The organism is Xenorhabdus koppenhoeferi, from assembly GCF_900116635.1.
Lineage (GTDB): Bacteria > Pseudomonadota > Gammaproteobacteria > Enterobacterales > Enterobacteriaceae > Xenorhabdus > Xenorhabdus koppenhoeferi.
Genome location: NZ_FPBJ01000021.1, coordinates 35,678 through 62,356, shown reverse-complemented (window position 1 = coordinate 62,356; position 26,679 = coordinate 35,678). Strand labels below are relative to the sequence as shown.

Genomic DNA, 26,679 nt, shown 5'->3' with positions numbered 1-26,679 from the left:
TATAGGCCATAGCGCATTTTCCTTTGGCGAGAAAGATGCCTACTATAGCAACTGACCGCCTTTCTTAGAAATTGCACTTATTAGGCGAATCCAAGGTTTTTTGTATTATTTTGGCTAGTGATTTCAATTTATTGATAGTAGTGAATATTCAGATAATAATTTATGACTCTTATCATGCATTTCTATGCCCTTTGAAAAAGACAACTTTGTTAGTCTCTTGTGATCGGTTCAGTGAAAATGGTGATCACATTTCTGTTAACGGTTTTGAGGGAGCTTATTGCCTTAAAAAGAAAAAACCATCACTAAATCTTTCCTATTCAGGAGTCAATGATTTAGTGATGGTTTAAATAAAAATCAGGTTATATCAGATATCCTTTAAAGATTTTTGAAAATGCACAAATCTAATCCATAAACTCAAATTGAAAGTCACCTTGTTCAAGAAATACTTTTAATTGGTGATATTGTTTATCACGGGCGGAGGCAAAAAGCAGTTGCTGGCTGATTTGTGGCAGTAGGGTATTTGTCAGGATAGCATCAACCATGCGCCCGCCCGATTCAATTTCGGTGCAGCGGTTGACGATGTGTTCTACCATGGCATCATCAAATGTTGCTGTGATGCCATGATTTTCTGACAAACGTTTTTGAATCCTTTCCAATTGCAGGTAGACAATTTTTGTCATCACTTCGTGACTTAATGGATAGTAAGGAATAACCAGTAAACGCCCCAACAGAGCCGCAGGAAATATGTTCAATAATGGTTTGCGCAATGCAGTGCTGAGTTTTTCTGGTTCTGGCATGGTCTTTTCCTGAGTGCAGAGTGAACTGACCAGATCAGCACCTACATTGGATGTCAGGATAATAATCGTATTCCTGAAATCAATGTGACGGCCTTCTCCATCTTCCATCCAGCCCTTATCGAAGACCTGAAAGAAAATCTCATGGACATCAGGATGGGCTTTTTCTATTTCATCCAACAGAACGACACTGTAAGGCCGGCGTCGGACAGCTTCGGTCAATACACCGCCTTCACCGTAACCCACATAGCCGGGAGGAGCACCTTTTAAAGTAGATACGGTATGTGCTTCCTGAAATTCACTCATATTGATGGTGATCAGGTTTTGTTCTCCACCATACAGAATCTCAGCGAGAGCAAGCGCTGTTTCAGTTTTACCGACCCCGGATGGGCCGCACAGCATGAAAACACCAACCGGTTTATTGGGATCATCCAGTTTTGCACGTGAGGTTCGTACCCGTTTTGCGATTAATTCTAATCCATGATACTGACCGATGACACGTTGGCTGAGTGTGCCAGACAATTGCAATACTGCGTCAATTTCGTCTTTTACCATGCGGTTGAGAGGAATGCCTGTCCAGTCTGAAACTACCGAAGAAACCACATTGCTGTCTACAGCAGCAAAAATAAGGGGTTCTTCTCCCTGCAATACTTTTAATTGACCTTGTAATTCTGACAGCCAGGTGTGCTTTTTTTCGGCATCGCCATGCTGTTCCTCATTTAATTGAGTCCTCAAGGAAATAATATTATCGATCAAGGAAAGTTCCTGTTCCCAACGCTCTTGTAACCGGGTTCTTTGTTCTTCCAATATTGATAGTTCATCCAGAATAATTTCTGAACGTTTTGTATCATTGACGCCCAGCCTGGATTCCCGCTTGGTGATTTCCAGTTCAATTTTCAAAGCATCTATCCGATGGCGACAATTTTCCAGTTGCGGTGGCTCTGCATGTTGGCTGACTGCAACTCTGGCACAGGCGGTATCAAGCAGCGCTATTGCCTTGTCCGGCAATTGACGAGCCGGGATATAGCGATGTGAAAGCCGTACGGCAGCTTCGACGGCTTCATCCAGCAAGAGCACATGGTGGTGCTGTTCCAGCACATTGACCAGACTGCGTAGCATCAACAATGCTTTGGTTTCATCGGGTTCATGAACTTGGACAACTTGAAAACGGCGGGTCAGGGCAGGATCTTTCTCAATATATTTTTTGTATTCAGACCAGGTAGTGGCACCCAGAGTGCGCAATAGACCACGTGCCAGAGCGGGTTTCAACAAATTCGCAGCATCTCCGGTTCCTTGTTGCCCGCCTGCGCCAATCAAGGTGTGAATTTCATCAATAAATAGAATTATCGGGATAGGACTGGATTGCACTTCATCAATCACTTTACGTAAACGAGATTCAAATTCTCCTTTGACGCCAGCGCCGGCCTGTAACATCCCTATGTCTAATAACCAGAGCTGGACATTGCGTAAAGGCGGGGGAACCTCTCCTGCAATAATTTTTAACGCCAGTCCTTCAATAACTGCGGTTTTTCCAACGCCAGCCTCACCAGTAAGTAACGGGTTGTTTTGACGGCGGCGCATCAGGATATCAACAATCTGGCGAATTTCTTCATCACGTCCTGATACAGGATCAATTTCACCGTTGCGCGCACGGGCTGTCAACTCTTGTCCATAGAGTTGCAATGCGGATAGTTGCAATGCGGAATATGTCGCTGTCTTTTGAGCTGCGGGCTGGGTACTGTTTTCTGAGAGCAGAGTATTTTCTTGGGCTTCATCGCTGTGACTGCAAATTTCATTGAAGTTGTCGAGTAAGGTATCTGCATTAATACGGTCAAATTGGGTTGAAATAGTTTTCAGTACATTGCGTAAATTAAATGTTTTTAATATACCGATTAACAAATATGCACTGCGAATTTTATCAACACCAAATTTTAGTGAGCAGTATGTCCAGGCGCGTTCTACTGAATTATCAATATGCTCTGAAAGATCAGAAATAGCGCTGGCTCCACGTGGTAAGCAATCTAGCGCCGCAACAATGTCTTTAGTCAGTGTGGGTTCATCTAACGCAAAATGATGGATGATTTGCTGTAAGTCACTGTTTTGTTGCTGCATAAGTTGATGTAACCAGTGAACTAATTCGACATAAGGGTTACCACGTAATTTACAAAAGCTGGTAGCACTCTCCAAAGAAGTGAACAGAATGCGATTGAGTTTACTAAAGAGTACAGAACGATTGATTTCTGACATAGAGTATCATCCGTAGTGCTATCGTTATTCGTGATGCTGTAATTACCTTTTATACACTTCGTCTTTCAAACTGCCTCTTTGTTGGCTGCGCTCGCTCGCCCCGGTCACATAGTTATCTATGCCCCCGGGGATTTGCTCTCTTGCCGTCGCGATGCAACTTGAAATCCATTGTGTATAGTAATTACATCGTAAGCCACTAAATTGGCAGGAATGGCACTTGTGAAGATGGTGAGTATAAACAGCAAATTAAAACTGACTGGGTATGCCGAACTTATTGGGTATAGAGTAAATCGCCACGGTGGGTAGGGCATTCAATTTTGCCAAGCCAACTGTTCAGGCCCAACTTTATCGGTTCTGATAGATGAATTCCTTTTATATCTGACTGATGGAGTATCAATTGAATATCCCAGGCATATTCGATCCCCAGATATTGATGAATCCAGTCACTCAATTGTTGTGATTTAGGCTCTCCGGGAAGGAATGTTTCATATTCAGCCATTCTTAATGGGCCTAATTCAATGCGAAATTTATGTTGAACATCATATAGTGCAATTCCTAAAAAGGCGGAGTGCCCCAAGCGAGGCATATTGCGTCCTGCTTTTAATTGAGCTTGATCCTGTGTTTCTATTTTTAACCATTGAGGAATATTTTGATTAATTTTTAATGGAATGCCGAAGTAACTGAACAGTATTTTTTCCAGTCCTTCCGCACTGTGTCCTTGGCGGGACAGATGACCGGATAACGAATAGCGGGCATGGTCACTAATTGTGTCGGGACTCTTTTGGGCGGGTAATCCCATTCCCACCAGACAGGCCAGATAATGGCAAAAACGTTGATTATCCGGCCGATCAAGTGAAACGGTTGGTTGGGCATTAGCCCAAGCTCTATAGAACAGTAATATCAGTCTATGGTGAAATAAATTGATAAATATGCCCAGAGTAGGATCTTGATAATTATACTGCCGCGCATAGGCGTATTCTGTGATATGTAATGGCATGGGACCATTGGGACCGAACAATCCAAAACTGTAAATCAGGATATCATACAGTTTTGAATTTTCTCTCTGCCTGACTTCAGAAATAGTTGATGGCGCGAAAATCATGGAGGGTTTTTGCCCTAACCGCAGGAGATCATATTTCGGTAACGGGGCGGAACCGAGCATGTAATATTCTCCGGCTTGAGCATCTATACGGCGTAATGTCTGAAATAAATCGAATTGCCACGGTGCCTGCATGAGTTTCTGCCAAAAATCTTCTGGCAGACGGCATATACGATGAATGGAAATCGGGTTTGTTTGATTCATATTCATTTTTATATCAATTTTTTGTTACCCATACGGGCAGGCCAAAAACCGATATCCCCGCGTTGTTGGCTGTACAGAGTCATTTCAGTAAATGAATTCATGGTGACCAGATGCGAGAATAGTTTATCCAGTACACTGCCCAGCAGCCAAGGAGTGGTTCCTGCAAATTCCTGTTCATTTACTTCAAGCCTGATGTTGACTCCACGGGCAAACATTATCGGCCCGGGTTCAGGAACCCGTCGGTAGACCGTTTTTAATGAACAGTGGCGAATGCCATTAATCTGGCGGACGATGGCAGGTTCTGCCAGATTAGCGTACAGGCTCAGTAATTGCCGTAATGACTCAGTTCCCTGCTCATCATCTTTATCCATAAAATTCAAATAATTAAGTTGAAGTTGACTGATTAATTTCCAGGGGGTGGAACCTTGTGCCAAGGCAGGATGCGGGATAGTCGGTCTTTTGAGAAATACAATTTTGTCGATGGGGATAGAATCCAGCATGGCAAAATTGTCGAGATCTTGCTGACGCAGCATTGTAGATAAATCACGGTTAGTGCACATAACATCAGCAGTCAGGAATTTTAGTTGATTAGGCCACGGGGAGTGTTGTTCATCAACGATGGAGACAAACGCTTCTGTGCCGATATAGCTGGATCGCGTTCCATAATGATGGGCATTTTCAGATAAGACGCGGGGATCACGATGCAAAGAAAAATAAGCACCATAATTGCCCTTGTCATTGCTGAAAGTAGACCAGAAAGGCCTGAATATTTGCGTCTCTTTGTGTTTGATATCAGCACCGTGCAGGCGTTGTACCGAAAAAATTTCGTAATCCAGGGGGTGCGAGTTATCGACAACTAAATGATATTCATTGCTGCTTTCTTTTACGGTGATACGTTCAGTGACTTTGGGAAATAAATTAATTACAGGTGTACAGTTTAGAGTCAGGTAAGAAATATCCACCAGACTTTCCAGATCGTGATCAGTTTTATTTAAAAGCAAGATCAGCTCAAACTCACTCTTTTCTGTTGTTTGTTTCAGTAAAGAGTCCATGCCACTGATACTGAAGAATTGAAAACGTGCTGGAAATGCAAAATATTCCTGAAGTTGTCGATACCCACTGAAATTACGCGGATCGTTAGGGAGCAACGATTGATCATCATCAAATCCCTCATGATGTGGGGAAATATCAGGTAAGACTTGATATTGGGGCTGATTACCGAGAGTCCTGCACACAATGCCAACAGAGTGCTCCATAATCAGTTCCAGCAATTGTTGAGACTGAATGTCTGGCCCTGAAAGAAAAAACACTAATTTACTGAGATCTAACTCATTGAGGAAAAATTTTTCCTTGCAGCTAAAATGGATGCGTAATGCACTGACGGCACCATGTTGGTTAAGGTTTAATGCCGCCAGTGGAAGATTGGCGGGGATTTTGCCAAGCTCAACATTTTCCAGATGCAAGGGCTGTAAGACAACATTCTGTGTTGTAGCATATTGAAAAGTAATGCCATCCTTTTTTAAGGTTTGGCAGTGCATGAGCATTCCGCGTGGGACTAAAAGTCCGTGGCTGATATCTCCCTTGCTGGTGTCAGGCTGGAGTTCGACAATTGCCATTGAAGGTGTCGGAGACAAATAATTAGGATACAGCATCTCCAGCAATTGCTCAGAAAAACGTGGGAACTCAGCATCCATTTTCAATTGAATGCGGGAGGTCAGAAAAGCGAACCCTTCCATCAGTCGTTCAACATAGGGATCTGCAACATCGATACCATGCATACCCAGACGATTGGCAACTTTAGGGTAACGTTCGGCAAACTCTTTCCCCATTTCACGTAGGTATACCAATTCGCGGTTATAATATTCAAGCAGTTTACTGTCCATGCTTCCCCCCTTAATGTTTGCTTTTTACCTTTACATTAACTGGCTTCTTTTAGTGTGAAATAACCGTTTTCCAGATCGATATCGCTGTAGAATAGAAATTCAAGTGGCCAGGGAACGCACCACAAAAAACCTTTTATCTCTATGGGTAAGGTGTTGTATAAAATCAGCGCATTTTTATCAGCCATGCAGTTCACTTCGAGTCCATCAGGAATGATACGTGGTTCGAATATGTGGATAGTGGTAATGATTCTATGCTGTATATCTTCCCACTCTATTTCTGAGGTACATCTTCCCGCCAAAGGAATCAGGCCAAAGTTATAAACAGATCTGTAAATTTCAGGAAATGGAGTAAGGTCTTGTTCTGATTCACTATTAATACTATTGAGCAACCACTGTAAATCCCTCAGGACATTTTTACGCAATACACTGTGTGACAATAGGTAGTTGTTGATGCTCTCTTGTTTTTTGCCTGGTTCATTATCGGTGAGTTTATCCAACAAAGAAGGCTGCATTTTATCTTTGGTAGTGATACGAGTCGTGTTACTTCGGCTACGATAACCGCCATGCAGCAAAGAGATATTGTCATTCATGGAGCACCTATTAATCATTATGACTATGGAAAATGTAATAAAAAGGTTATTAGCCCAGACACTGTGTTGATAACATCCGGTTATCTATGTTTCCGGGGAATCACTCCTTTGTCCGTCACGCTACATCTCTAAATCCATTGGTATAATTGGTATAAATGCTATTTTTGGGGCGAATTATGGGTGTTTTTATATCGGCTGATTTCTGCTTCATAGGCTTGCAGGAAACTTTCGCCAAACAATGCCGATTTTTTTTCAATTTGTCCGGCTATGTTTTGGTAATATTTAGTGAAATAATCCCACATTGATGCTTTGTATGCTGACGATAATGACAAACGTGGTAAATAACTTTTATCCCCTGCTGTTTGTTCAAGAATAACAGGATTAAATGAGTGTAATAGATCTGCCGCAATAGCATGTATTCCCGCAATCATGCCCAATTGGTGTGCCTGCAATTCAGTCAAAATATCCTGAGTAGCTTCCTCTGATGGCATAAATCCCGGCACATAACCACCAAATATCAGTGCCAGAACCGACTGACCAGAAGGCAAAAGCTTAAATGGATTATACACATCTGACAGAGCCTCATTCATGTCTGCATCTGATTTGCGTTTGAACTGATTGCGTAAGGTATTGAGGGTGATGATTCCCTGGGACAACTGGCTGGCGAATCGACCTAACTGATACATGAGCCGTTCATCAAATTGCAGTCTCTGGAGATCTTTTAGCCCCATACCATCCAGTAAGGCTGCCAGTAATTTCTCCTCTGATTGGGTTCCGGTAGCTTGATAGTTATGGGAGTTATGATGGCGGTTGGCTTTCGACCCCGGTGTCCTGCCGGCTACAGATTCAATAGGCCCGGGTTCAGTCAGTGTGGATTGTGAAGCTGGTGCAGACTGTGGTTCAGGTGTAAACAGAAGTTCAGAAATAGTTGGGTCATTCAGAGGCGTTGGTGGTACAGCATTATCCAGCATTTGGTTTAAGGGATCATCATCCTTGACATATTGTGTATGCTTTTCAGAAAACAAGACTAGCGGGTCAATTTCCTTTTTATCATCTTCTTGATTTTCATGTTTTCTATCGCGTTGTAATAATGTTGTGGGGGTATGATTATGCAGGATATTCTCTTGCTGGACAGTGGTATCTGAATTGAACATGGTCATAGGATCTGTTGACCGTAATTGCAGGGTCTCAAGATCAGTTTCTGGCTTAATTTGTGCCAATGGGTCTATGGGATTTCGTTCTTTATTTTGTTGCTCTTTTACCAGAGGGTTATTGTCGTTTAATTTCTGGGGTGAATGATGCCTTTCTTGAGAGGAGAGGGTATTGGGAACTGCGAAAATCTGTTCAAGATCATCCCAAATCCCATTGGGAATTTCCGATTTTTTGTCGTTAGACTGTGGGTGTGAATTTTTTTCTATATCAGTTATTTTAATCTGATAGCTGCTAATATTCAGCATATCACCATCACGGATTTCAACCTGACGTTCAGGTGCCAGCGGTATCATATTCAGCAAAACCTCAGATGCATGACCTTGATTGTTAATCTGACATCCTCCATCAGAAGAGATAGACACAACGATTTGTAGCCGAGCAATAGCTAATTCTTCATCGGGTAGCACCCAATTATTGTCCGTACTTCGACCGATAGTGCCACCGGGAGGGGAAAAATCATAACTCAGTTGTGATGGCTGGTTTGTGCCAGAGTTTTTAACAATGGAGAATCGCATCATTACGGATACCTATTGTTATTACGGATACCTATTGTTGACGGAATAACCTCTCTAAATTTCAGAGAGGTTATTGAATAAAAAGTTATGTTATTTGTCGTGGGTGTAACCATCCCATTCATAGCTGACTTCAGCGCCTTTACTACCTGACTTATAGTCTTGAGGGAAGTAGCTTTCTTTATGTTTCTGGAAAGCTAAGACGATAGCCGAATAGAAAATACCGCCTCCATATGTCAGCTGGGACTGTGCAACCAGGGCATTTGTCAACACTAATGAATACCAATTCTCTTGTGAGCCTCCTTGTCGGCGTACATTGAGTGTAATGGTATTAATATGTGTTCCCTGAACGATATACTGGCGTAGAGTAATCGCTGCTTTATCGAACGAAAGTTCCAGGCTCAGACCAGAAACCTCGACTATACCAGCGCCTAATCCGGGAGTTTGACTGTTGAAATTAACACGGTTATTCAGTTCAATTGAAAATGATCTGACAGCTGTCCAATCTTTAAACGTTTTGTCACCTGTCTCGCCTTTTATATTAGTAAAATTAATGTATGCATCAATACCTGAAGACATAACTTTCCACCTTAATAGAATTAATTTGATTGAACCCAATAAGTAGATATTGGAATTTTGTGTAGAGGAAATAGATATGTATTGCTATCTAGAGATTAATGAATTGATAAGAGTGGTGAGAAGAATAGTGTTTAATATTTAATATTGAGTTAAGCTCCTTTTAGTGAGGGGAGTTTCGAAACCAGACGTAGAGAAACAGTTAAGCCTTCCAGCTGATAATGAGGGCGCAGGAAGAATTTAGCTTGATAATATCCTGGGTTGCTCTGTACTTCTTCTACCTTAACCTCTGCTGCTGCCAGCGGTTTTCTTGCCTTAGTTGACTGTGATGAGTTGACGGGATCACCATCAACATAATTCATAATCCAATCATTAAGCCAGCGTTCCATATCAGCGCGTTCCTGAAAAGTCCCTATCTTGTCGCGCACAATACATTTCAGGTAGTGTGCGAAACGGCAACAGGCAAATAAGTAGGGCAGACGCGCTGCAAGATTGGCATTGGCGGTAGCATCTGGATCGTAATATTCCGTTGGTTTTTGAAGGGATTGAGCACCGATAAAGGCTGCCATGTCGGTGTTTTTGCGATGCAATAATGGAATGAAGCCATTTTTTGCCAATTCTGCCTCACGGCGATCGCTAATCGCAATTTCAGTCGGGCATTTCATATCCACTCCGCCATCATCGGAGGGGAACGTATAACAAGGCAGGTTTTCTACAATACCCCCGGATTCTACACCGCGGATCGAAGTGCTCCAGCCATAGAGTTTAAATGAACGGTTAACATTGACCGCCATAGCATAGGCGGAATTCGACCAAGTGTAGTTGTCGTGAGTCGGGCCTTCGGTATCCTCCTCGAAATTGAAATTATCAACGGGATTCGTAAGCGCACCATAAGGTAAACGAGAAAGGAAACGCGGAAGTGTTAACCCGATATAACGCACGTCCTCTGATTCACGTAAACTGCGCCAGGGGGCGTATTCAGTATTTTGGAAAATTTTTGTGAGATCCCGGGGATTGGCCAATTCCTGCCAGGATTCCATTTGCATGATACTTGGCGAAGCACCAGTAATAAATGGGCAATGTGCTGCTGCACTGATTTGTGCCATTTGACGCAAGAGTTCAACATCCGGTGCGGTATGGTCGAAATAATAATCACCCACCAGACAGCCAAATGGTTCTCCTCCAAACTGGCCATATTCAGCTTCATAGATTTTTTTGAAAAGCGGGCTTTGATCCCAACTGATTCCTTTGAAACGTTTTAGTGTGCTGCTCAATTCCCTTTTGGAAAGACACATCACACGGATTTTCAGCATTTCATCGGTTTCTGTATTGCTGATCAGATGATGCAAACCACGCCAGGCTCCTTCCAGGGTCTGGAATTCTTTATTGTGCAAGATGTGATTCATCTGCTGAGATATTTTGGTATCAATTTCGGCAATTAATGACTGGATAGTGCGATAGGTATCGGCGGAGATAGTGAGGGTATTTTCCAATGCCTGTTGTGCCAGCGTTTTCACCGCATTTTCGACAGCATGGCGTGTATGATCACTTTGAGGACGAAATTCCTTATTCAACAATGTGCTGAGTTCATCAGGGGTATATTCTTTAGATGCCTGCTCTTGTTGAAGAAAAACGTCTTGTTCAGGTGTACTCATCAATGACTCCTTATTCTTCGGTGCTCTCTTCAGTACTATCTGTACTATCTTCTGAGGCGCTATTTTCAGGATTCGGAGCTTCTGCCAATGATTGCAGCAGGGCGGGGTTCTGCAATATCTCGGAAATCAGTTTCTCTGCCCCGCTTTTTCCGTCCATATAAGACAGTAAATTTGCCAGTTGTATACGTGCTTCTAGTAGCTTGGCCAGAGGTTCTACCTTTTTGGCTATAGCATCGGGTTGAAAATCCTCCATACTTTTAAATGATAAATCGATATTCAATTTACCTTCACCTGTCAGGGTATTTTCAACCTGAAAGGCAGCACGGGGATTAATTGAACTCATGCGTTCATTAAAGTTATCAATATCAATTTCCAAAAACTTACGTTCACTGACATCTGGCAAGGCTTCTATAGGTTTTCCTGCCAAATCAGCGATAACACCCATGATAAAAGGCAATTGAACAGACTTTTCTGAGCCGTAAAGTTCAACATCGTATTCAATTTGTACGCGGGGGGCTCTGTTACGGGATATAAATTTCTGTCCGCTGGATTTCATGGCAAGTTCTCCATTATTGGTTATACCTTTCATTTTTTAAGTTTGGGCACTCAAAAATCTACAGGTAAATTAATATCTCCTTTATCTTCTAGGTTAGGATTATCCGAACAAATATAAGGAAATATGCGGGTAAAGAATCAAATAGATAAAAATAAGAAATAATTAATCCATATCATCATCAGTATCCATGTCATAATTTGGATTAGAAAATAGATTGGAATTGTCTGAACGACCAAAAATGATTCCCAGTTGTCTCAATCCTTCTGGTGCAAGATCGTGAACGATTTTCATAAAATCACAATCAATCAGTCGTTGAATACGCTCAATCATTATCGGAGCAGGATGACTTGGTTCGTATGTGAGAAAATAGATCCTGGCCTTTTCCAGTAACATGCGTGCTTCATCCCGATTAGTGGCTTCAATCGCTTGCCAATAGGACGATGGCTTTCTTTCCAAGGTTGCCGCTTGTTCCATCGAAGTGTCCTGTGTGGTCAGCGATGCCGGATCAAGACGTTCTGCATTGTCTTCATAGTTGTCTTCATAGTTGTCTTCATACCCTGTTTTTGCATCAGGTACGGAACAATATTTAATAATGGTACCCAACTGTTTCAGAAACTGCGGCAGTTCTGGCATATTACCGTCGGGTAAATTATGACGTATGATCTCAATCAGGGCAGTAAGATGATCACGAATAGCTATTACTGCCAGAATTTCAGGATGATCTGGCTTTTGTATTAATTCGTTGATTAATCGGGTTCGCCCGCCGGTATAACTACTCATTTCTGTTACCGTACCACTAAGGAGTGAATAGGCTTCTTGAAATGTCACTTCGTCCGAACCACTTCTTAACAGGATAGAATTCTGAACTTTTATTGTACAAGGCGAGTTATCTTCGATAGCTGCCAGCGTGTTTAAACGTTGTACATAATCGTATTCACCATCAAATTCCAGTTTTGGCCACACATCTGCCCAATAATTTTCCAGAGTCTGGCGGAGTAAGTTCAATCCATCAGCATAACCACATAATCCACGTAGATTTAGCCATGATTGCATAAGCGCTATGATGATATTCAGATTTTTAGTGCGGGAGAGTAAGTGAATAGCCCGCTTTTCTATTTCCCTCCAGTTCGGGGGTTCGGCTGGAATGATGACATCACCAAACTGTTGTTCTGGCTTTTCAATTAATATTTGCTCCAATGTCAGAAATTCATCATCGTATTCCAGATTTTCTCCACAGACAGATTCTGCACTGATTGGGGTAAGTAATTCATCAATATTCATGATATTTGCAGTTTATATTGAAGTAATTGAAGTAATTGAAGTAAGTGATTATGCGGCCAAGTTTTGCGAACGCGGACACGAAAAAACCGGTAGTTTAAATGGGTTGAACACACTGTTAGGAATAAAGTCCAGAGAGAAAGTGTAACCTTTGATATTGAATATTGCCCGCAAGCTCATGTCATCGGTATAAGAGGGATCATCTCTGTTTCTATTGTCGGGCTGTTTTGCAAGATCCAGCAGTCGATTCAGTGCCCAGAAACCTGAAGTTGAGAAATTTTCGGTTGTACCATTGCTCAAATTCAACTGGATGTGAATATGATTTTTTTTAGCCGGGCCAGGCCAACTGATGAGCTGCGAAAATGGCGGCCCGTGGCTGTATTCTAATTTCTGTCCATCTATATCCAGTATCATGCTTAATATACTGTTATCCATGCTGACCGGACGAACCATGACTTTGAATAATGGTGTCGGGGTTCCGCTGGTAAATAACGCATTACGGATAATCTGGGCCTGCTGGAAAGGCCTGAGCAATGCTTCACCTCCGGGCAGTGGTTTGCCGTTAACGCCTGGTATGAAACGCCATCTTTGCAGAGTCGTATCTACTTTCCCCATTAAATTCTTCTGGAAAAAACTGTCCATTAAACCTGTTTCTGGGGCGAACATTCTGGCCATGTCATCAGGCCTGATATCATAGGATGTGTTAGGTGTTAGCGGATATCGATTAGCAATTGCCTGGTTGCAAAAAGTGCCGATTTCTGCGCCGAGGTGTCTGGCAACATTTTTCATTTCGTTGAGCTGGGTATCGTTACTGGCACCAACAGCCAGTGAATAAACCATGCTTCTAAACGGTACCGGCAGGCGTTCAGATGCCGCTTGTAGCTGAGTGATAATATCATTGGGTGGAAAAGGCATCCCGGTTTTGATGGCACTTTGCACAGAAGTAAGATATTGATATAACTCACTAATATTTTTCAACGTATCATCAAAGGGTATTTTCTGATTATTTTTTTTATCTGGATTTTTTACCAAAGCAGTAATTTGTGCAAAATGATTTTTTAGTTCCTGTTCCGGCATCTCTTGCTGATTATCTGGCAATATTTGTTTGGGAACGAGTTGTGATTCAGATGCCAATGGTTGTTTAGAGGCTAATTGAGTGAGCTTATCCGATTGTCTCTTTACTATTTTATTCAGCTGCTTAGCTGCAATGTTATCTTTATTGAGCAGGGTCTTATTTAGTGTGACATTTTTACTGATATTAATAACGAGATTACGCAGTGGTGAATCAGAAGAGGACAGTAATCGGGCAGTATTAGTTCGTTGCTCCAGACTATCGATATTGCTCAAACGGATGTCAGCCAGGAATTGATCCCAATGGAATATGTAATCATTGATATAAAGCTGTTTAACAAAGGACTTAATTTCTTTTATTGCCAGTGTTCTTGCATAAGTACCAAGTACCCAATTGTCTTGCGAGTGCAAAGTCTTAAGAAAAAAATCGAGATCGTTATCCACGCCTTTTTGATAACCTACAGGAGTAAACATTCCCGGTATATAGTTGGTGAATGATGCTCTATTAACGCTTGAGAAAACCAATCTGGCTTGAGGGCCGGCAAGTGTATCCAGATTCACTGGAGCTAAATCTGGATCATCCAGCAATTTACTCTTTAAATAATTGTAGGCACGTTGGGCTGGTGGAATTTTGCTGATTAGCGCCTGTTTTTGTTTGACCAGATTGTTATCAAACATAAATGGTGATGTAACAACCTGATTATCCAATAATTGACTGAGGTGCTCATTAATTTGTTTTAACTGTTTTTGAGTGATATCTACGTCTAAATGGGTTTCCAGATACTGCATTACCCAGTTATGGAGAAACTTGCCATCATAATATTTAGTCTGATACAACATTTGATACGCTTTTAGCGTATTGTAGGTTCTCTCTATATCATCGCCGTCTTCATTATGCAGTTGGTTAGTGATTAGTTTTGCTATTTGTGGCAGCAACAAAGTTTGTAATGCATTATTGTACAGAGAGAGGCTTGCTTTACTGACTTGTTCACCGCTGTATAACCCCATACGATAGGATAATGGAGGGTCATCCAAAGAAAAGTTCTGGTTTTTATCTAAATGAGCCAAACTGTTCAAAAGAGGAAGTAGAGCATAAATATTATCGGGGTTTTTCTTTAATTCACTCCCTTGATTTAGAATGACCGGAATTTTTGATTGTATTTCCATCAAATAATTGTTGTTGTTGTTATAGCTGGTTAAAAATAGTTTGCTTATAAATGCCAATATCGCTATCAGGATAATATATCCTATTCCATCCAATAGGCGTTTCCGGTATATCCACCAACGGTTATAGCCAGCGATCCCGGCTTCCTGAAAAATATTTTCTAATAAACTTTTCAGGAAATAAGTTTGGCGGGCAGGGGCGGCATGTATAATTCCGTTATCATTTCCCCATGACATTAAGTCGCTGTCATTATCTATGGGTAATTTAAGTTTCTGGTTAAACTGCGCCATAACATTGTCAAGGGAAGTTCCTTCTTGTGTTCCACTAGTGAAATACAATCCTCGCGGATAACAGGGTATTTCAAATCCTGATCTCGCGAATACTATTTCAAGATATTGCGCAATGAGTGGTCGTAAGGAAGCTACTTCTTGTGGAAACAAATAACTTTCAGTACATTGCCGTAAATTATGTCCGTTTAAGAGTACATAGGGTAATTCAGCATCCAATCGCAATTGCAATTCATTATATTGTTGTTCAAACACTTTATTCAAATCACATCTCTGCTTATTTTTCCACGGGAAATTAAATCCCCAGATTTGTTCTCGTGATGTTTTGTCAAAGTGGGTGAAATAAGCGGAAAATCCTTTTAATAAATCGCTTTTGGTGATGAGAATATAAATAGGAATCTGTATTTTAAATTTCTCATTCAACTCTGACAGTCGCTTACTGAGTACATATGCTTGTTTATTTCGTGCTTCAGTTGATGGGTTGAGTAAATCTTCCACACTGATTGTTACTATTATTCCATTAACGGGTTGACGAGCACGGTATTTTTTCAACAACAGGATAAAATTTTTCCACTCATTGGCATCTTGATTATGTGAATTACTCTGATTGATATATCGTCCTGCGGTATCGAGAAAGACGGCATTATTGGTAAACCACCAATTAAAGTCATCCATCCCGTGTGTATTATACAGAGTCGATTTTCCAAGATAATCCGCCAATGAAAAATGTAAACCAGAATTTGCCAGAACAGTTGTTTTACCTGAATTCGGGACACCGATAACAAGATACCAAGGTAATTGATATATATACTGGCGACTGAAAAGGTTTGTCCAATGGGGTTTATTCTTATCATACAAGCCGGAAAAATAAGCTTTCTTCAATAATTTTGCAGCATCAGAAAAACGTTCTGCTAATGTAATGTATTTCTCATTCTGTTTAGTTTCCGTTTTTTTATCTTGATTGACTTTTAATTGATTTTCCAATTTTTTATTGAACCATAATCGGTACAATCTGGGAACTAGTCTGCTTAAAATCCATACTAGAAAAAGAGAGGCAATAGTCATTATTCGTATTGTAATAGACTTAAAGGGTACGATGTTTCCGACAGAAATAATGGGACCAAAAAACCAGAGAAGCGTCGAAATAGCCGTTGTTCCAAGCAAACTCCACGTCAATCGGCTGGTGAAGATAGAAATGAGAGCATTCAGCATGTGTTCGTTTCCTTACATTGTTTGATTTAAAGGAGTAACAAACAGTGTGATTTCAACTCGTCTGTTTTTGGCTCGATTGCGATGGGTATTATTTGGTGCTATCGGATCTTTGGCACCTTTCCCTTCTATGTTGATCCTTTCTGGTTGATTGAGATAACGTTGAAACTCTCTTTGTACGGATTTGGCTCTGGCCAGCGATAAAGCATGGTTAGATGAAAAACGAGAACGATGGGAATAAAAAGGTACATTATCGGTATACCCTACGATTAAAATCTTTCCCTGAACGTTATTCATTGCTTTTGCAATATTCCTGATAATGTCTAAATAACTGCGTTTGATCTGAATGGAATTGGTTTTGAATAAACCATCACCTTTTAACGTAATTACATTTCTATCAGGCATATCGGTTACATTTAATAATCCAGCTTCTATTTCGTTCTTTAGCATCTTTTGCAGATTTAACACAGGAGGTGGCGGTGTTGGTGTCGGGATAAATACTTTATTATTGATTGACAGATCCGGTAATTCAGCCTGGTAAATACTTGGTAAATTAGTCTGGTAAATTTTTGTCAAAGTAGAATTGAGGCTATTACTCAATCTCGAATTCAGGCTTATATACAGAACACACACCAAAAAACTTAATAATGCGGCAATAATCCATATAGGCAAGGAAAACCGCCAAGATTTGTTCGGCATTGGAATAACTTGTATGTTTGGTGACAACTCAACGGAGTAACTTCCCCGAATTGAACGTATTAATTGATACAGGCGTTGTTTTATGGTTTCCAACTGGGAACGCCCGTTATCTATAACACGATAGCGTCCTTCAAATCCAAGTTGTAGACAGAAGTAAATGAGTTCTAACAGAAATAGATTCTCTTTGGGATTTTGTGATAATTTAGCTAACAGTTGGAAGAATTTTTCACCTCCCCATGTTTCATTATGAAAAGTCACCAGTAACCCACTGCCGGGCCAGACACTGCGGACCCCCCAGGGGGTGAGTGCAGCAGCTTCGTCCAATGCAGTGCATAAGCAGTAGCGGGCCCCAATGATCACTTCATAAGGTAGCTTTGCATGTTGACATACCACTTCAAAATGCCGGATTTCGTTGATAAGTTGTTGTCGTAAATTTGTTGGATCAGAATGAGCAGTGGAATGCCGGATTTGGGGGATAGTATTCAGTAATCGATTTGCAGCAGAAACCAATGGATTGTAAATAACATCACCAGAAAGCACACTATGTGCAGCTTTTTGTTGTTCTTGCCTCATCAGCTACGTTACCTTACTTTTTGTCCTGATTGCGGACAGCCCAGAATTCTATATTCAGACCGGGAAACTCACCTGCCAGATGTAATGCAAAACCACCGGATTTTTCCATTTGCTTCCACAGCTCACCCTCTTTTTCCAATTCGAAATAGATATAACCTGAATGCCAGGGAATTTGTCTGGGAACAGATGGCATGGCTCTCAGTGGAATGCCCGGTAATTGCAGTTGAACTAATTCACGTATGCGGTCAACAGGGGAAATTTTCATTTGGGCTGGGAAATTGCTCATCAGAACATCATTAGCAACATCAGCATGGACAGCCAGAATAAAGCTGAATATATGTATCATGTTCGAATCAGGTAATGTAGCTATGTTCAGACCATGAGAATATTCTGTTAATGGCAACTGAATCGCATGTTCTTCCAGAATAATTGATAACCCCTGACGCAATTGGAACATGAGCTGGTTGAAACAGCGTGTCAAATTGTCATGGTCATAAAGCGGTAAGCTGTCTTCGGGGATACGATTTGAAGAAAACGTTGCCAATTCCGTGGCAAATTGCAGCCAGTCGCTGAATAACCGTTCAGGATGAAGTAATGACAGATTCTGTATATGGCTCACTTGGCCGCTATAGCGATTCAAAAGTGACAGTAAAAGAAAATCCATGATTTCAGAATCATTATAGCGCCCCAACTGTAACAGACGTTGACTGATTTGCTGGCGGCGCTGTTCCAGCAAACCCTGCATGTCAGTCATAAAACCGACTACTTGCGAACTTGCACGACAGTTGAGCAGGGGAGGAATAAATAACGGGTCAAGGTGGATTTTATTGTCACTCGTTTTATTGACAATATGTGCGATGCTCAATGCAGTCCATTCTGGCGTTAAATCTGATTCCAGCATCAGGCGTAAACGCATTTTGCCAAATTGTATTGCGGCATTACCGACTGACATAGCGTTAAAGTCATTGACTTCAACTTCGAAGCTGACAAAACGTGCCAGAGAATCCTTTTGTTCACTGAAAATGACTTCTTCTTTCCCTCGTTGAAAAACAGGCAGAGCCAGGACAACATTAATATTGGTCTGGCTTTCCGTAAGATGTAAAGGAGTGGGGGCATGAGTTACATTAAAACTAAAAGGGGTTCCGTCAGGAAAAATACCGCTGGCTGAGGAAAGTTTTATTTTATTTTGATTGAGTAGTGCTTGATCTAATTCGAGAGTTAAAAAACCCCAGTAGTAAGGTATTTGTGCTATTCCCCAATTACGAGTATAGGATTCTAAATAGTTCTCTGTCTGTTGAAAATGATGAGGGCGTAAAAACATGCCTTCTGTCCAGATAACTTTTTCTGATCTATTCATTGTTTTTCTTCCGCTCCTGCTGGGCAACTTAAGTAACATTCTTTGATGAGACTTAAGCCGTTGTTAGTCACTTTAACGCACACATGTAGTTCGTCAGGGGAAGAACGCCAGAATTCATAAAAAGCGGGTTTTTCAGGTATAGGAACAGGAAATGAAATTCGCCATCTCTTACCGCTAACCTGATGATACTCTGCAATAATGCCTATATAGTTAGCTTCCGGTAGATTTTCTTTCAATAAGCAATAGGTCGGTTGCGCAGGACGGATAAAAAACTGGTCTTCATTAACTAATTTGTCGCCTAATGAATCCTGAGCGTTCTCCTGCAATGAAAAGAAATCAGCAGACATAAATTTTTCACGCGATTTTAATAAAATAATGTGCATTTTTAGTGGGGCGGAATCATTCACACCAGATGTCGTATCGAAGATGATTTTATAAGGTGGCAATTTTTTGGCTGATGATGAACAACCTGCTACAGCTATCAGAAACGTTGACAGGAATATCCTCTTAAGCAACCCTCGGATTGAATGTAACTTATTTATCGAGATTTTTTTTCTCCGAACAAGATGTATTGTCATCATATTCGCCGAATTAATTGAGATATTGCGGGTTATTTAATATGGCGAAAGTTTAATATGGCGAAAATAAAAAACTTCAGGATGCGGCGATAAGTACTTTTGTTTGGCTTGGCACAATGCGAGAACCCACCGCATTAGTTGAGTTTTGCATAGTCATTCCCGAAAGCCGTGTTGCAGGGCTACCTTTAAGTAAAACAGTATTGGCTCCCATTGAATGACGGGATGGTCCCATTACTGTGCCGGAAGCTATGCCAAGATTAGTGCCGGCATTATCGCCGGTTGTCAAGGGAATGATTGTTGCCAGATTGTGAGCCGGACAACCCATAAATAGGATATTTAACGCATTGCTGACACCTGTCGTTCCTTGCGCTGTGTTGGGGTAAGCAATGGGTACAGGTGTAAACATGGGGGTTAAGCAAATATCGGGAGCCGCCATATCCATACCGCCACCTTGAGTATTGGCAAACATAATTTCCCCTTAGCCGATATGGATCTGTTCAGCATCTATTTTGGTGATAGCTTTTGCTGTTACGATCGTCTGTTGAGCATGTAATCGCGCATAGTTTTCAGCTTGCATATCTAACTGTCCCGCATGAACTTTTTCTGTTTGTGTCGTATGGCGAAATAGCCGGTTGCTCAGTTGTGTCACTGTCTGCCAGAGAGATTCAAACTGATTGCCAACTAAGCGGGTGATTGACACCCATGCAGACAATGACTCTCCACTGTATTGCATTTCACTGATATGGCAGTTCCCGCGGTTGGCTGTGATATTTAATCCATGACTATTCATATTCAGATTACCGTGGGACGTGATAGTCAGATCGCCGGGAACGCTGATCTCTGCGGGTTGTTGCTGTTCAGCCCGTTCTAATATGGCTAAAATCCAGAGTTGATTCTCGACCTGCGTAATGAGTACGCTATCTCCTATATCTGGTGCTAATAGGCAACTGGCAGCGCGCCGACAGTGCCAGCCGCGATTGTGCTGACTTTCCGCTATAAAACTTCCATCCTGATGAATGCTGATGATTTGCCCGGTTATCTGTTGCAATGGTTCGGTCGTAAAGGTATATGAGGAAAGTGCATAAGACGGTTTTGTCATGTTGATTCTCCCGATTAAATCTTATTGTGTTGCATACTCCACTCTTCAGCAGCGAATAACTCAGGATCATTTTCCAGAATGCCTTGCCGGTCAGAAAATAATGTTCCGACTTGTTGGGCACGATGAAAAAGTGTTCTCATAAAATGGGCTGTACGAAAATCACTGTTGTTGATGTTCGCATAAGAAAAATCCGCATAAGGCATATTACAGCCTGTAAACTGAGTATTCTCTGCATGAACTTTGTGCATTATTGCCATTGATAATTGGCTGTGCCGGAAATCGGCAGATTCGAGACATGCACTGACAAAAATGGCTTGTTTAAATACACTGTCTTTGCAACAGGCCCGGGTTAAATTAGCTTCGATAAATAACGCTTGAGTCGCGTCGACATTTGATATTAAGGCATCTTGTAAAAGGGCACCTTTGAAATTGCAATTAGTTAATACTGCGTGGCTGAAATTGACTTTTTCAAGCTGGCTATTGGTGAATTGGCACATTTTAAATTGTTGTTTGTGGTAATTCTGGCCACGGAGATCACATTCAAAAAAAATCACCCGGGTGAATTCGCTGGCAGAAAAATCAGCTTTCCGTAAGTCCTGCCGAAAAAAAGTAACTAGAAAAAAGTGATTGTCACGAAATTTAATTCGCTCCATGAGAGTATCAATAAATGTGACGCGTTCAAAATGACTGTGGCTGAAATCTGCATATTGCAGTGAGCTAGATAAGAACTGGGTATTATTCTGTTTTGTCCCGGAAAATTGTGTTTTATTTAAAACAGACTGATTGAATATGCTGTCTGTTAATATGCTTTTGTTAAAGATTGTGTGAGTGAGATTACATTTCTCAAAAACGCTCTTTTCAAGCGTAGCTGTATTGAAAACAGCCTCTTCTATTTGACATTCGGTAAAAACGGTTTCTTTTATGATAGCCTGAGAAAAATCGGCACTTGATAAATTGACTTCTTTAAAAATTCCTCCGGATAAATCACGTCCGGTTAGTGATATATTCTGTAAACTGATTTTTTCAATAATCTCACCCTGTTTTATTTTATCTACTAATTCATCAGCTGTGAGTGAACTCATATCACTTCCTTATTACGTTTGGGGAAGGTTTTGGTTCGATTAATGTAAGCATTGGTGATTGAGGTTGAATCATCAATAATCGATTGGGACATATCTGTGCGGAATAGGTTGGCTTCCCGCAATTCTGTGTTGTTAAAACTGCATTTTTGCATAAGTGCGCCTGCCAGATTGGCATGATTCAATAAGGCACCCCGAAAATCGGTTCTGGTAAAGATACTGTTTGTTGCGTTCAAATACTGCATATCGGCTGACTGGCAGTTGGACTCACTGAGGTCACTGTTATTCAGGGTTGCTGCGTAGAAATTTGAATTGATCAGGGGCATCTGACGCAAATTACATTCTGTCAATGTGGCATGGCTGAAATCCGTCTGATTAACCTCACTGTTCATAGCAAATGCACAGGTCAATAGCTTAGCTGAGCGAAACCGATTCCTGTTTACTTTCGTTTCCACCCATGAACAGCTTTCCAATTCTGCGTTATCAAAAATCGCTTGATCTAGATTACATTTGATAAATGAAACCTTATCCAGATTTGCATGATGGAAATTGAGTGCAGGAAGTTCAAGTTCCATAAACGTACACTCTTTCCATTGTGAATATGAGAAGTCGCAATGTGTAATAAAGATCGGTTGCAAGAATAGGCCTGTGAATATGGCATGATCAAAGCAACAGCGATCAAACCGTGTTTCCTGTAATTGGGTTTTATTGAAACTTGCAGCAGAAAAGTCACTTTGCTCACATTTAGCCAGTGTCAGGCTGGCTGAATCCAATTTGGCTCCCCGCAGTGAAGCATGGCAGATCTCTGTTCTGGCCAACATAGCTTCACTGAAATTGGCTTCATCCAGCTGGCAATGATTTAAACAGGCGTTTTCTAATAATGTTTGGGAAAAGTTGGCCCCCCGCAGATCCAGATCGGATAAATCCGCGCCGGTAAAATCCATGCCACTGAAATTTCCCCCTTGTCGCATGATATTTTGTACTCGTTTCCGAATAATTTGTGAAAGATTACCGGTTAAACGTAGGGCTGGAGATTGTGATTGTACTGACGAGAGGTACATTGTGTGTATTGATTGTTCTATTTGAGCCAGAGCTTTATCACTGAGTTCCATTCTATTTTGCCGCTGGCGCAGCATATCCCGCATGCGATGCAGAGTTTTCGGCCCTCGAGCCTGGGATTCGTGGGTCAATGTTTCGGTGTCTATGCCTTGTTCTTTAGCTTTGGCAATCATTTCTGTCCGTTTCAATTCAGCTTCAGCATGCTTCTGGGCAATATCCTGTTCGATTTTCTCCACAAACTCTGGTAACTCATCCAGTTTAGTCAGCCTGGAATGAGTAGTTTGCTCTGTTTCAACGGGAAGCAGTGTATTAATATCTTTACCATATTCAGCTAATCGCTCTTGTTGCTGTTCACGCAGGCGTTTTTCACGATTTTGGAAAATTTTCTGCAACGGAGAGTCAATTTGTGGAAGCTCTGTATCCAACCATGAACCAATCGCTTCTTCAGGAATGAGATCCTTTTCCCGAAAAGAGTATAAGGCACCTTTTTCTTTATCCATCCGTTGTTCAAGAACCTGTAGATAATGACTCTCCGAACGGGGCTTATCACGCAATTCCAGTGCCGATATCATTTGTAAGACATCTTTGGCATCATCTTCATTAACTTGTATGGTTCCATGCCAAATTAAAATCATTTGTTCTAAATGGGGAAAGAACCACACTGTTGTATTGCGCATGACGACTTCTTCAACAATTTCTTCGTCAAGGCGCAGTCGTTTGATAAAACATCGTACTTTCCATGATGGCAAACGACCTTCCTGTACAGGTTTTTCCGGGTGCATGTTCCAAATACGCCATGCTGCTTGTTCCGGCAGAGTAGTATTTTCTTCCCACCATTGATCTTTTGGTGCCGCATTGAATAATCGCCAATCAATATCATGAGAAAAGCCAGGGAATTGGTTTTCTAACCACGCTTTGTCGTACTTTTTTCCTATGCGGGTAAAACGATTCGGCCAGATAAAATCCAGGGGACAAAAACTTGCCGGAGCAGGTATTTCCTGTTGTGACAATAAATGCTGTTTTGATTTCAATCGATTGTGCATCATTTCGATATTGGGCAGTCGATGAATTTTCATCCCATCTTCCAGAACTTCTGGTTTGAAGCCGATACCGTGTGGATTATCTGCATAGTCTTTACCACCAAAAGCCCGATCCCAATCCAGGCGCATTTGTTCAAAAGGTTGCGGTTTTGAAGGAATATCATCAACCCAATAACGGTCACCAAAAGCAACTAAGTTTTTTTCTAACTTCTCTATCTGGATACGCGCAGTACATGCAGTTTTATCTGTCTGATGGTGAGTGTAGACATAGCCTGTTGCCAGAAATTCAGCACAGGGTTTAGGTATAGCGAGATCAATAATGCCGTTACAGGTTTTCAACTCATTTTCCGCCAGTTGCCAAAGTTCTGCTTCTGGACGCAAGCGTGGAGTGGAACTCATATCGACCAGCGCCATAGCAGAGATCCCAAGATAATTTTTTTGTAACCAACGATAGGGTCGGTAAAGCATGCTTAAACGCAACGGCTTAATAATTTTCATTGAAATCCTGAGAGAAATATTTTTTAACTGATGATATGTAAAGCGCTGTTTAAAATATTGGCGTTTGATTTCTTTATTGATACATCTGAATCGTTTAATGACATGGTTGCTTTAGCTATCTTTGTATTTGCTTTACTGATAGAGGTATTAGAATCGTTAACATCAAGCAATATTGATGATAAGTTCGTTCCCGTTATATTGGTATTATTTCCCGTCTGGGTGGTTGATGTTCCGGTAATAGATATGTTGGCTGCTATGAAGGAAATAGATAAAACTTTAGCTGACCAAAAAGTTTGAGGGCAATCTATTACTACGTTTGTGTCGCTTTTTATTGTAATAAGATTAGGGCTTGAAATCGTTGTCACTCCTGTAATGTTTTGTACCCAATTCCCATCAATTTTTGCATTCAGATTTCCATTAAGTTTATAAGTGTCTCCACCATCTATTTCTGTTTTTCGCCCATTTTGGATGGTTTCTTGCTGACCACCTTTGATGGTTAATGTATCTTTCTCTTCAATAGTTGTTTCATGGGTTTTTTTATAAATAAAGCTGGCACTGTCTTGCACGGTATCTTTTTGTTGTTTTTTTATCTCAGTTGTGCGATTGCCATCAATTGTGATGTTTTTATCATTTTCCACTGAGATATTCATATCCCGTTCGGCATGCAAATCAAATAACTCTTTGTTTGGTTCATCATCTAAAAAGAGATAGTTTGCCTGCTCATGTTTACCCCCTTTTGTATTTGACATAATACCGACACGGGTTTCATATTTAGGCAGTTCCCAGGGAGGCATATTCTCATTATTGTAAGTACTGCCGATGACTAAAGGCTTGTCAGGATCACCATTGACGAAACTGACAACAACTTCTTCGCCTACACGGGGAACATATATGCTGCCATACCGCCAGCCGGCCCAATGGCTGGCAACACGTACCCAGCAAGAGCTGGTATCATCCTGTTTGTCGTCTTTATCCCAACGAAATTTCACTTTTATTCTGCCATATTTATCAGTCCATATTTTCTTATTCTTGGGACCGGTAACGACAGCAGTTTCAAGACCGTTTGCTTTTGGCCAGGGGGTGATAGCCAAAGGTTTCCAGTGAGTATTGGCAGGAATAGCGTTAAAATCGACAACAATGTTGTCTTCAAGAGTGCCTGATTCTTTCTTAGAAAAATTCGGGAAGGACATGTCGGAGGATTCGTAAAAATCGTAGTGTGCCGCTGTAATTAAATAGTCATTGTGGTTATCACCCTTAATTCCATTAGGTAGTGATAGTGTAAAAGTATGACCCGGAGCTATTCCCACGATACTTCCTTTCCCATCAATCAGTTCACTTTGTGCTTCATGAGCCTGTTGGCGTACCCGGGCGTAAAATTGACCTTGAGCATGTTCTGTATAGTGTCCCGGCCAAATAAATATTTCGGTATTATCAATAGAACTGGCAGCTGTTTGTTGGATGGCTGTATATAATTTAGCGCGTGGTTTGCGAAAATTATAGTCATCTATACTATAAGTGTTCGGGATGGTGATACTACAGACATCCCATTCATAGATATATCCCTGAAAATGCTTATCTAATGAATTATTATATTCCAGTTTATTATATCCGGGCATAGGCTCATGTGATTGGGGTGAATCCACCAAAACCATAGTATGGCTTCCCATATCATGTTTAAAATAGTAATAAATTCCTTCATGCTCCATCAGGCGATGGATAAAATCGAAGTCAGTTTCATTATGTTTAACGCAATATTCCCATGTGCGATATTTTTCAATGAGTTGATTTTTGAAGAGAATTCCTGATTTATTTAATAATTCTGAAATAATATCTGGCACTGTTTTATTTTGCCAAATTCCATAACCTACTTTTTTTTTCAATTCCGATAGCTTAGGCCTGATTGTGGTAGTGTATAAATAAAATCCGCTGTCATTTTTATAAAACGGGGAATAGACTATTTTTTCTATATAACCGCTTAAATATCTTGTTGGTAATGATTTGTTTTTTATTTCTAAAGTCAGTACTGTATTACGCAGAGAAATTGGATCATCTAATCTTTTTTCACTCAATAATTGAACTTCGAATTCATAGGCTTCTGATAATCTTTCAATTCCTTTAAGTGATTTGAAAGACAGGGATTTTTCAGATACTGCGGCGTGGACGATGAAGTTTCTCTTCATAATATTTCCCTTGCGCTTATTTAAGCTACCGTGTAGTCCTTGCAAACCAAGAAATTCACAGGAATTAAAGATATAGCTACCGCATATTTCTTGCAGGCCAAGAAATTCACAAAAATTAAAGGTAAAACTACTGTATATTCCTTGCAGAACAAGAAATTTATATAGATTGGGGATGACAT

18 protein-coding genes are annotated in these 26,679 nt (G+C 41.0%); all 18 read right to left on the bottom strand.

Annotation, left to right across the window (positions count from 1 at the left end; genetic code table 11):
- Positions 1 to 401: 401 nt before the first annotated feature.
- The 18 genes from tssH to BM329_RS08525 all read right to left on the bottom strand — a co-directional run bounded on the left by tssH (position 402) and on the right by BM329_RS08525 (position 26,500).
- Positions 402 to 3,041, bottom strand: coding sequence for a type VI secretion system ATPase TssH (gene tssH / locus BM329_RS08610; RefSeq protein ID WP_092551727.1), 2,640 nt, complete (start codon positions 3,039 to 3,041; stop codon positions 402 to 404).
- A 271-nt stretch (positions 3,042 to 3,312) separates the two neighbouring features.
- Positions 3,313 to 4,344: a type VI secretion system baseplate subunit TssG gene (gene tssG, locus BM329_RS08605; protein WP_092551733.1), complete on the bottom strand. Its 1,032-nt coding sequence runs from the start codon at positions 4,342 to 4,344 to the stop codon at positions 3,313 to 3,315.
- Positions 4,345 to 4,352: 8 nt separating this feature from the next.
- Positions 4,353 to 6,227: a type VI secretion system baseplate subunit TssF gene (gene tssF / locus BM329_RS08600; protein ID WP_092551724.1), complete on the bottom strand. Its 1,875-nt coding sequence runs from the start codon at positions 6,225 to 6,227 to the stop codon at positions 4,353 to 4,355.
- A 35-nt stretch (positions 6,228 to 6,262) separates the two neighbouring features.
- On the bottom strand, positions 6,263 to 6,817 hold the full coding sequence (locus BM329_RS08595) for a type VI secretion system baseplate subunit TssE (RefSeq protein WP_092551721.1): 555 nt from the start codon (positions 6,815 to 6,817) through the stop codon (positions 6,263 to 6,265).
- 158 nt (positions 6,818 to 6,975) lie between these two features.
- Positions 6,976 to 8,547, bottom strand: a complete 1,572-nt coding sequence (gene tagH, locus BM329_RS08590) for a type VI secretion system-associated FHA domain protein TagH (RefSeq protein WP_092551718.1) — start codon at positions 8,545 to 8,547, stop codon at positions 6,976 to 6,978.
- Positions 8,548 to 8,634: 87 nt separating this feature from the next.
- On the bottom strand, positions 8,635 to 9,120 hold the full coding sequence (locus BM329_RS08585) for an Hcp family type VI secretion system effector (RefSeq protein ID WP_092551715.1): 486 nt from the start codon (positions 9,118 to 9,120) through the stop codon (positions 8,635 to 8,637).
- A gap of 149 nt (positions 9,121 to 9,269) precedes the next feature.
- Entirely contained in the window at positions 9,270 to 10,772 is a 1,503-nt protein-coding gene (gene tssC, locus BM329_RS08580) for a type VI secretion system contractile sheath large subunit (RefSeq protein ID WP_092551712.1), read from the bottom strand.
- A gap of 10 nt (positions 10,773 to 10,782) precedes the next feature.
- Positions 10,783 to 11,328, bottom strand: coding sequence for a type VI secretion system contractile sheath small subunit (gene tssB / locus BM329_RS08575; RefSeq protein WP_092551710.1), 546 nt, complete (start codon positions 11,326 to 11,328; stop codon positions 10,783 to 10,785).
- Between the two features lie 162 nt (positions 11,329 to 11,490).
- Positions 11,491 to 12,609: a type VI secretion system protein TssA gene (tssA, locus tag BM329_RS08570; protein WP_092551707.1), complete on the bottom strand. Its 1,119-nt coding sequence runs from the start codon at positions 12,607 to 12,609 to the stop codon at positions 11,491 to 11,493.
- Positions 12,610 to 12,657: 48 nt separating this feature from the next.
- A complete protein-coding gene (gene tssM / locus BM329_RS08565) occupies positions 12,658 to 16,341 on the bottom strand; it encodes a type VI secretion system membrane subunit TssM (protein WP_092551704.1) in 3,684 nt (1,227 codons plus the stop codon).
- A 12-nt stretch (positions 16,342 to 16,353) separates the two neighbouring features.
- Positions 16,354 to 17,610, bottom strand: a complete 1,257-nt coding sequence (locus BM329_RS08560; RefSeq protein ID WP_092551701.1) for a DotU family type VI secretion system protein — start codon at positions 17,608 to 17,610, stop codon at positions 16,354 to 16,356.
- A 13-nt stretch (positions 17,611 to 17,623) separates the two neighbouring features.
- Positions 17,624 to 18,967 (bottom strand): type VI secretion system baseplate subunit TssK, encoded by a 1,344-nt coding sequence (tssK, locus tag BM329_RS08555; protein ID WP_092551698.1) that lies wholly within the window; start codon positions 18,965 to 18,967, stop codon positions 17,624 to 17,626.
- The gene (gene tssJ, locus BM329_RS08550; protein ID WP_092551695.1) at positions 18,964 to 19,545 is read right to left on the bottom strand and encodes a type VI secretion system lipoprotein TssJ; all 582 of its coding nucleotides are present in this window, start codon (positions 19,543 to 19,545) and stop codon (positions 18,964 to 18,966) included. Before tssJ ends, tssK begins: the two co-directional genes overlap by 4 nt.
- Positions 19,546 to 19,621: 76 nt before the next feature.
- Positions 19,622 to 20,014, bottom strand: coding sequence for a DUF4150 domain-containing protein (locus BM329_RS08545; RefSeq protein ID WP_092551692.1), 393 nt, complete (start codon positions 20,012 to 20,014; stop codon positions 19,622 to 19,624).
- A 9-nt stretch (positions 20,015 to 20,023) separates the two neighbouring features.
- Complete coding sequence (locus BM329_RS08540; protein WP_092551689.1) at positions 20,024 to 20,644, bottom strand: DUF3540 domain-containing protein; 621 nt, start codon at positions 20,642 to 20,644, stop codon at positions 20,024 to 20,026.
- Positions 20,645 to 20,658: 14 nt separating this feature from the next.
- Positions 20,659 to 21,726: a pentapeptide repeat-containing protein gene (locus tag BM329_RS08535; protein WP_092551686.1), complete on the bottom strand. Its 1,068-nt coding sequence runs from the start codon at positions 21,724 to 21,726 to the stop codon at positions 20,659 to 20,661.
- Positions 21,723 to 24,320, bottom strand: coding sequence for a DUF2169 family type VI secretion system accessory protein (locus tag BM329_RS08530; RefSeq protein WP_092551683.1), 2,598 nt, complete (start codon positions 24,318 to 24,320; stop codon positions 21,723 to 21,725). Before BM329_RS08530 ends, BM329_RS08535 begins: the two co-directional genes overlap by 4 nt.
- Positions 24,321 to 24,343: 23 nt before the next feature.
- Positions 24,344 to 26,500, bottom strand: coding sequence for a type VI secretion system Vgr family protein (locus tag BM329_RS08525; protein ID WP_092551680.1), 2,157 nt, complete (start codon positions 26,498 to 26,500; stop codon positions 24,344 to 24,346).
- Positions 26,501 to 26,679: the final 179 nt, after the last annotated feature.

What these genes read in the sequence shown, in the direction of transcription:
- tssF (WP_092551724.1), bottom strand. Translation starts at nt 6,227, where the DNA reads ATGGACAGTAAACTGCTTGAATATTATAACCGCGAATTGGTATACCTA.
- tssJ (WP_092551695.1), bottom strand. Translation starts at nt 19,545, where the DNA reads ATGACAATACATCTTGTTCGGAGAAAAAAAATCTCGATAAATAAGTTA.
- tssG (WP_092551733.1), bottom strand. Translation starts at nt 4,344, where the DNA reads ATGAATCAAACAAACCCGATTTCCATTCATCGTATATGCCGTCTGCCA.
- BM329_RS08560 (WP_092551701.1), bottom strand. Translation starts at nt 17,610, where the DNA reads ATGAGGCAAGAACAACAAAAAGCTGCACATAGTGTGCTTTCTGGTGAT.
- BM329_RS08535 (WP_092551686.1), bottom strand. Translation starts at nt 21,726, where the DNA reads ATGAGTTCACTCACAGCTGATGAATTAGTAGATAAAATAAAACAGGGT.
- tssM (WP_092551704.1), bottom strand. Translation starts at nt 16,341, where the DNA reads ATGCTGAATGCTCTCATTTCTATCTTCACCAGCCGATTGACGTGGAGT.
- BM329_RS08595 (WP_092551721.1), bottom strand. Translation starts at nt 6,817, where the DNA reads ATGAATGACAATATCTCTTTGCTGCATGGCGGTTATCGTAGCCGAAGT.
- BM329_RS08525 (WP_092551680.1), bottom strand. Translation starts at nt 26,500, where the DNA reads ATGAAGAGAAACTTCATCGTCCACGCCGCAGTATCTGAAAAATCCCTG.
- tssB (WP_092551710.1), bottom strand. Translation starts at nt 11,328, where the DNA reads ATGAAATCCAGCGGACAGAAATTTATATCCCGTAACAGAGCCCCCCGC.
- tssH (WP_092551727.1), bottom strand. Translation starts at nt 3,041, where the DNA reads ATGTCAGAAATCAATCGTTCTGTACTCTTTAGTAAACTCAATCGCATT.
- tssK (WP_092551698.1), bottom strand. Translation starts at nt 18,967, where the DNA reads ATGAATAGATCAGAAAAAGTTATCTGGACAGAAGGCATGTTTTTACGC.
- BM329_RS08530 (WP_092551683.1), bottom strand. Translation starts at nt 24,320, where the DNA reads ATGAAAATTATTAAGCCGTTGCGTTTAAGCATGCTTTACCGACCCTAT.
- BM329_RS08545 (WP_092551692.1), bottom strand. Translation starts at nt 20,014, where the DNA reads ATGTTTGCCAATACTCAAGGTGGCGGTATGGATATGGCGGCTCCCGAT.
- BM329_RS08585 (WP_092551715.1), bottom strand. Translation starts at nt 9,120, where the DNA reads ATGTCTTCAGGTATTGATGCATACATTAATTTTACTAATATAAAAGGC.
- tssC (WP_092551712.1), bottom strand. Translation starts at nt 10,772, where the DNA reads ATGAGTACACCTGAACAAGACGTTTTTCTTCAACAAGAGCAGGCATCT.
- tagH (WP_092551718.1), bottom strand. Translation starts at nt 8,547, where the DNA reads ATGATGCGATTCTCCATTGTTAAAAACTCTGGCACAAACCAGCCATCA.
- tssA (WP_092551707.1), bottom strand. Translation starts at nt 12,609, where the DNA reads ATGAATATTGATGAATTACTTACCCCAATCAGTGCAGAATCTGTCTGT.
- BM329_RS08540 (WP_092551689.1), bottom strand. Translation starts at nt 20,644, where the DNA reads ATGACAAAACCGTCTTATGCACTTTCCTCATATACCTTTACGACCGAA.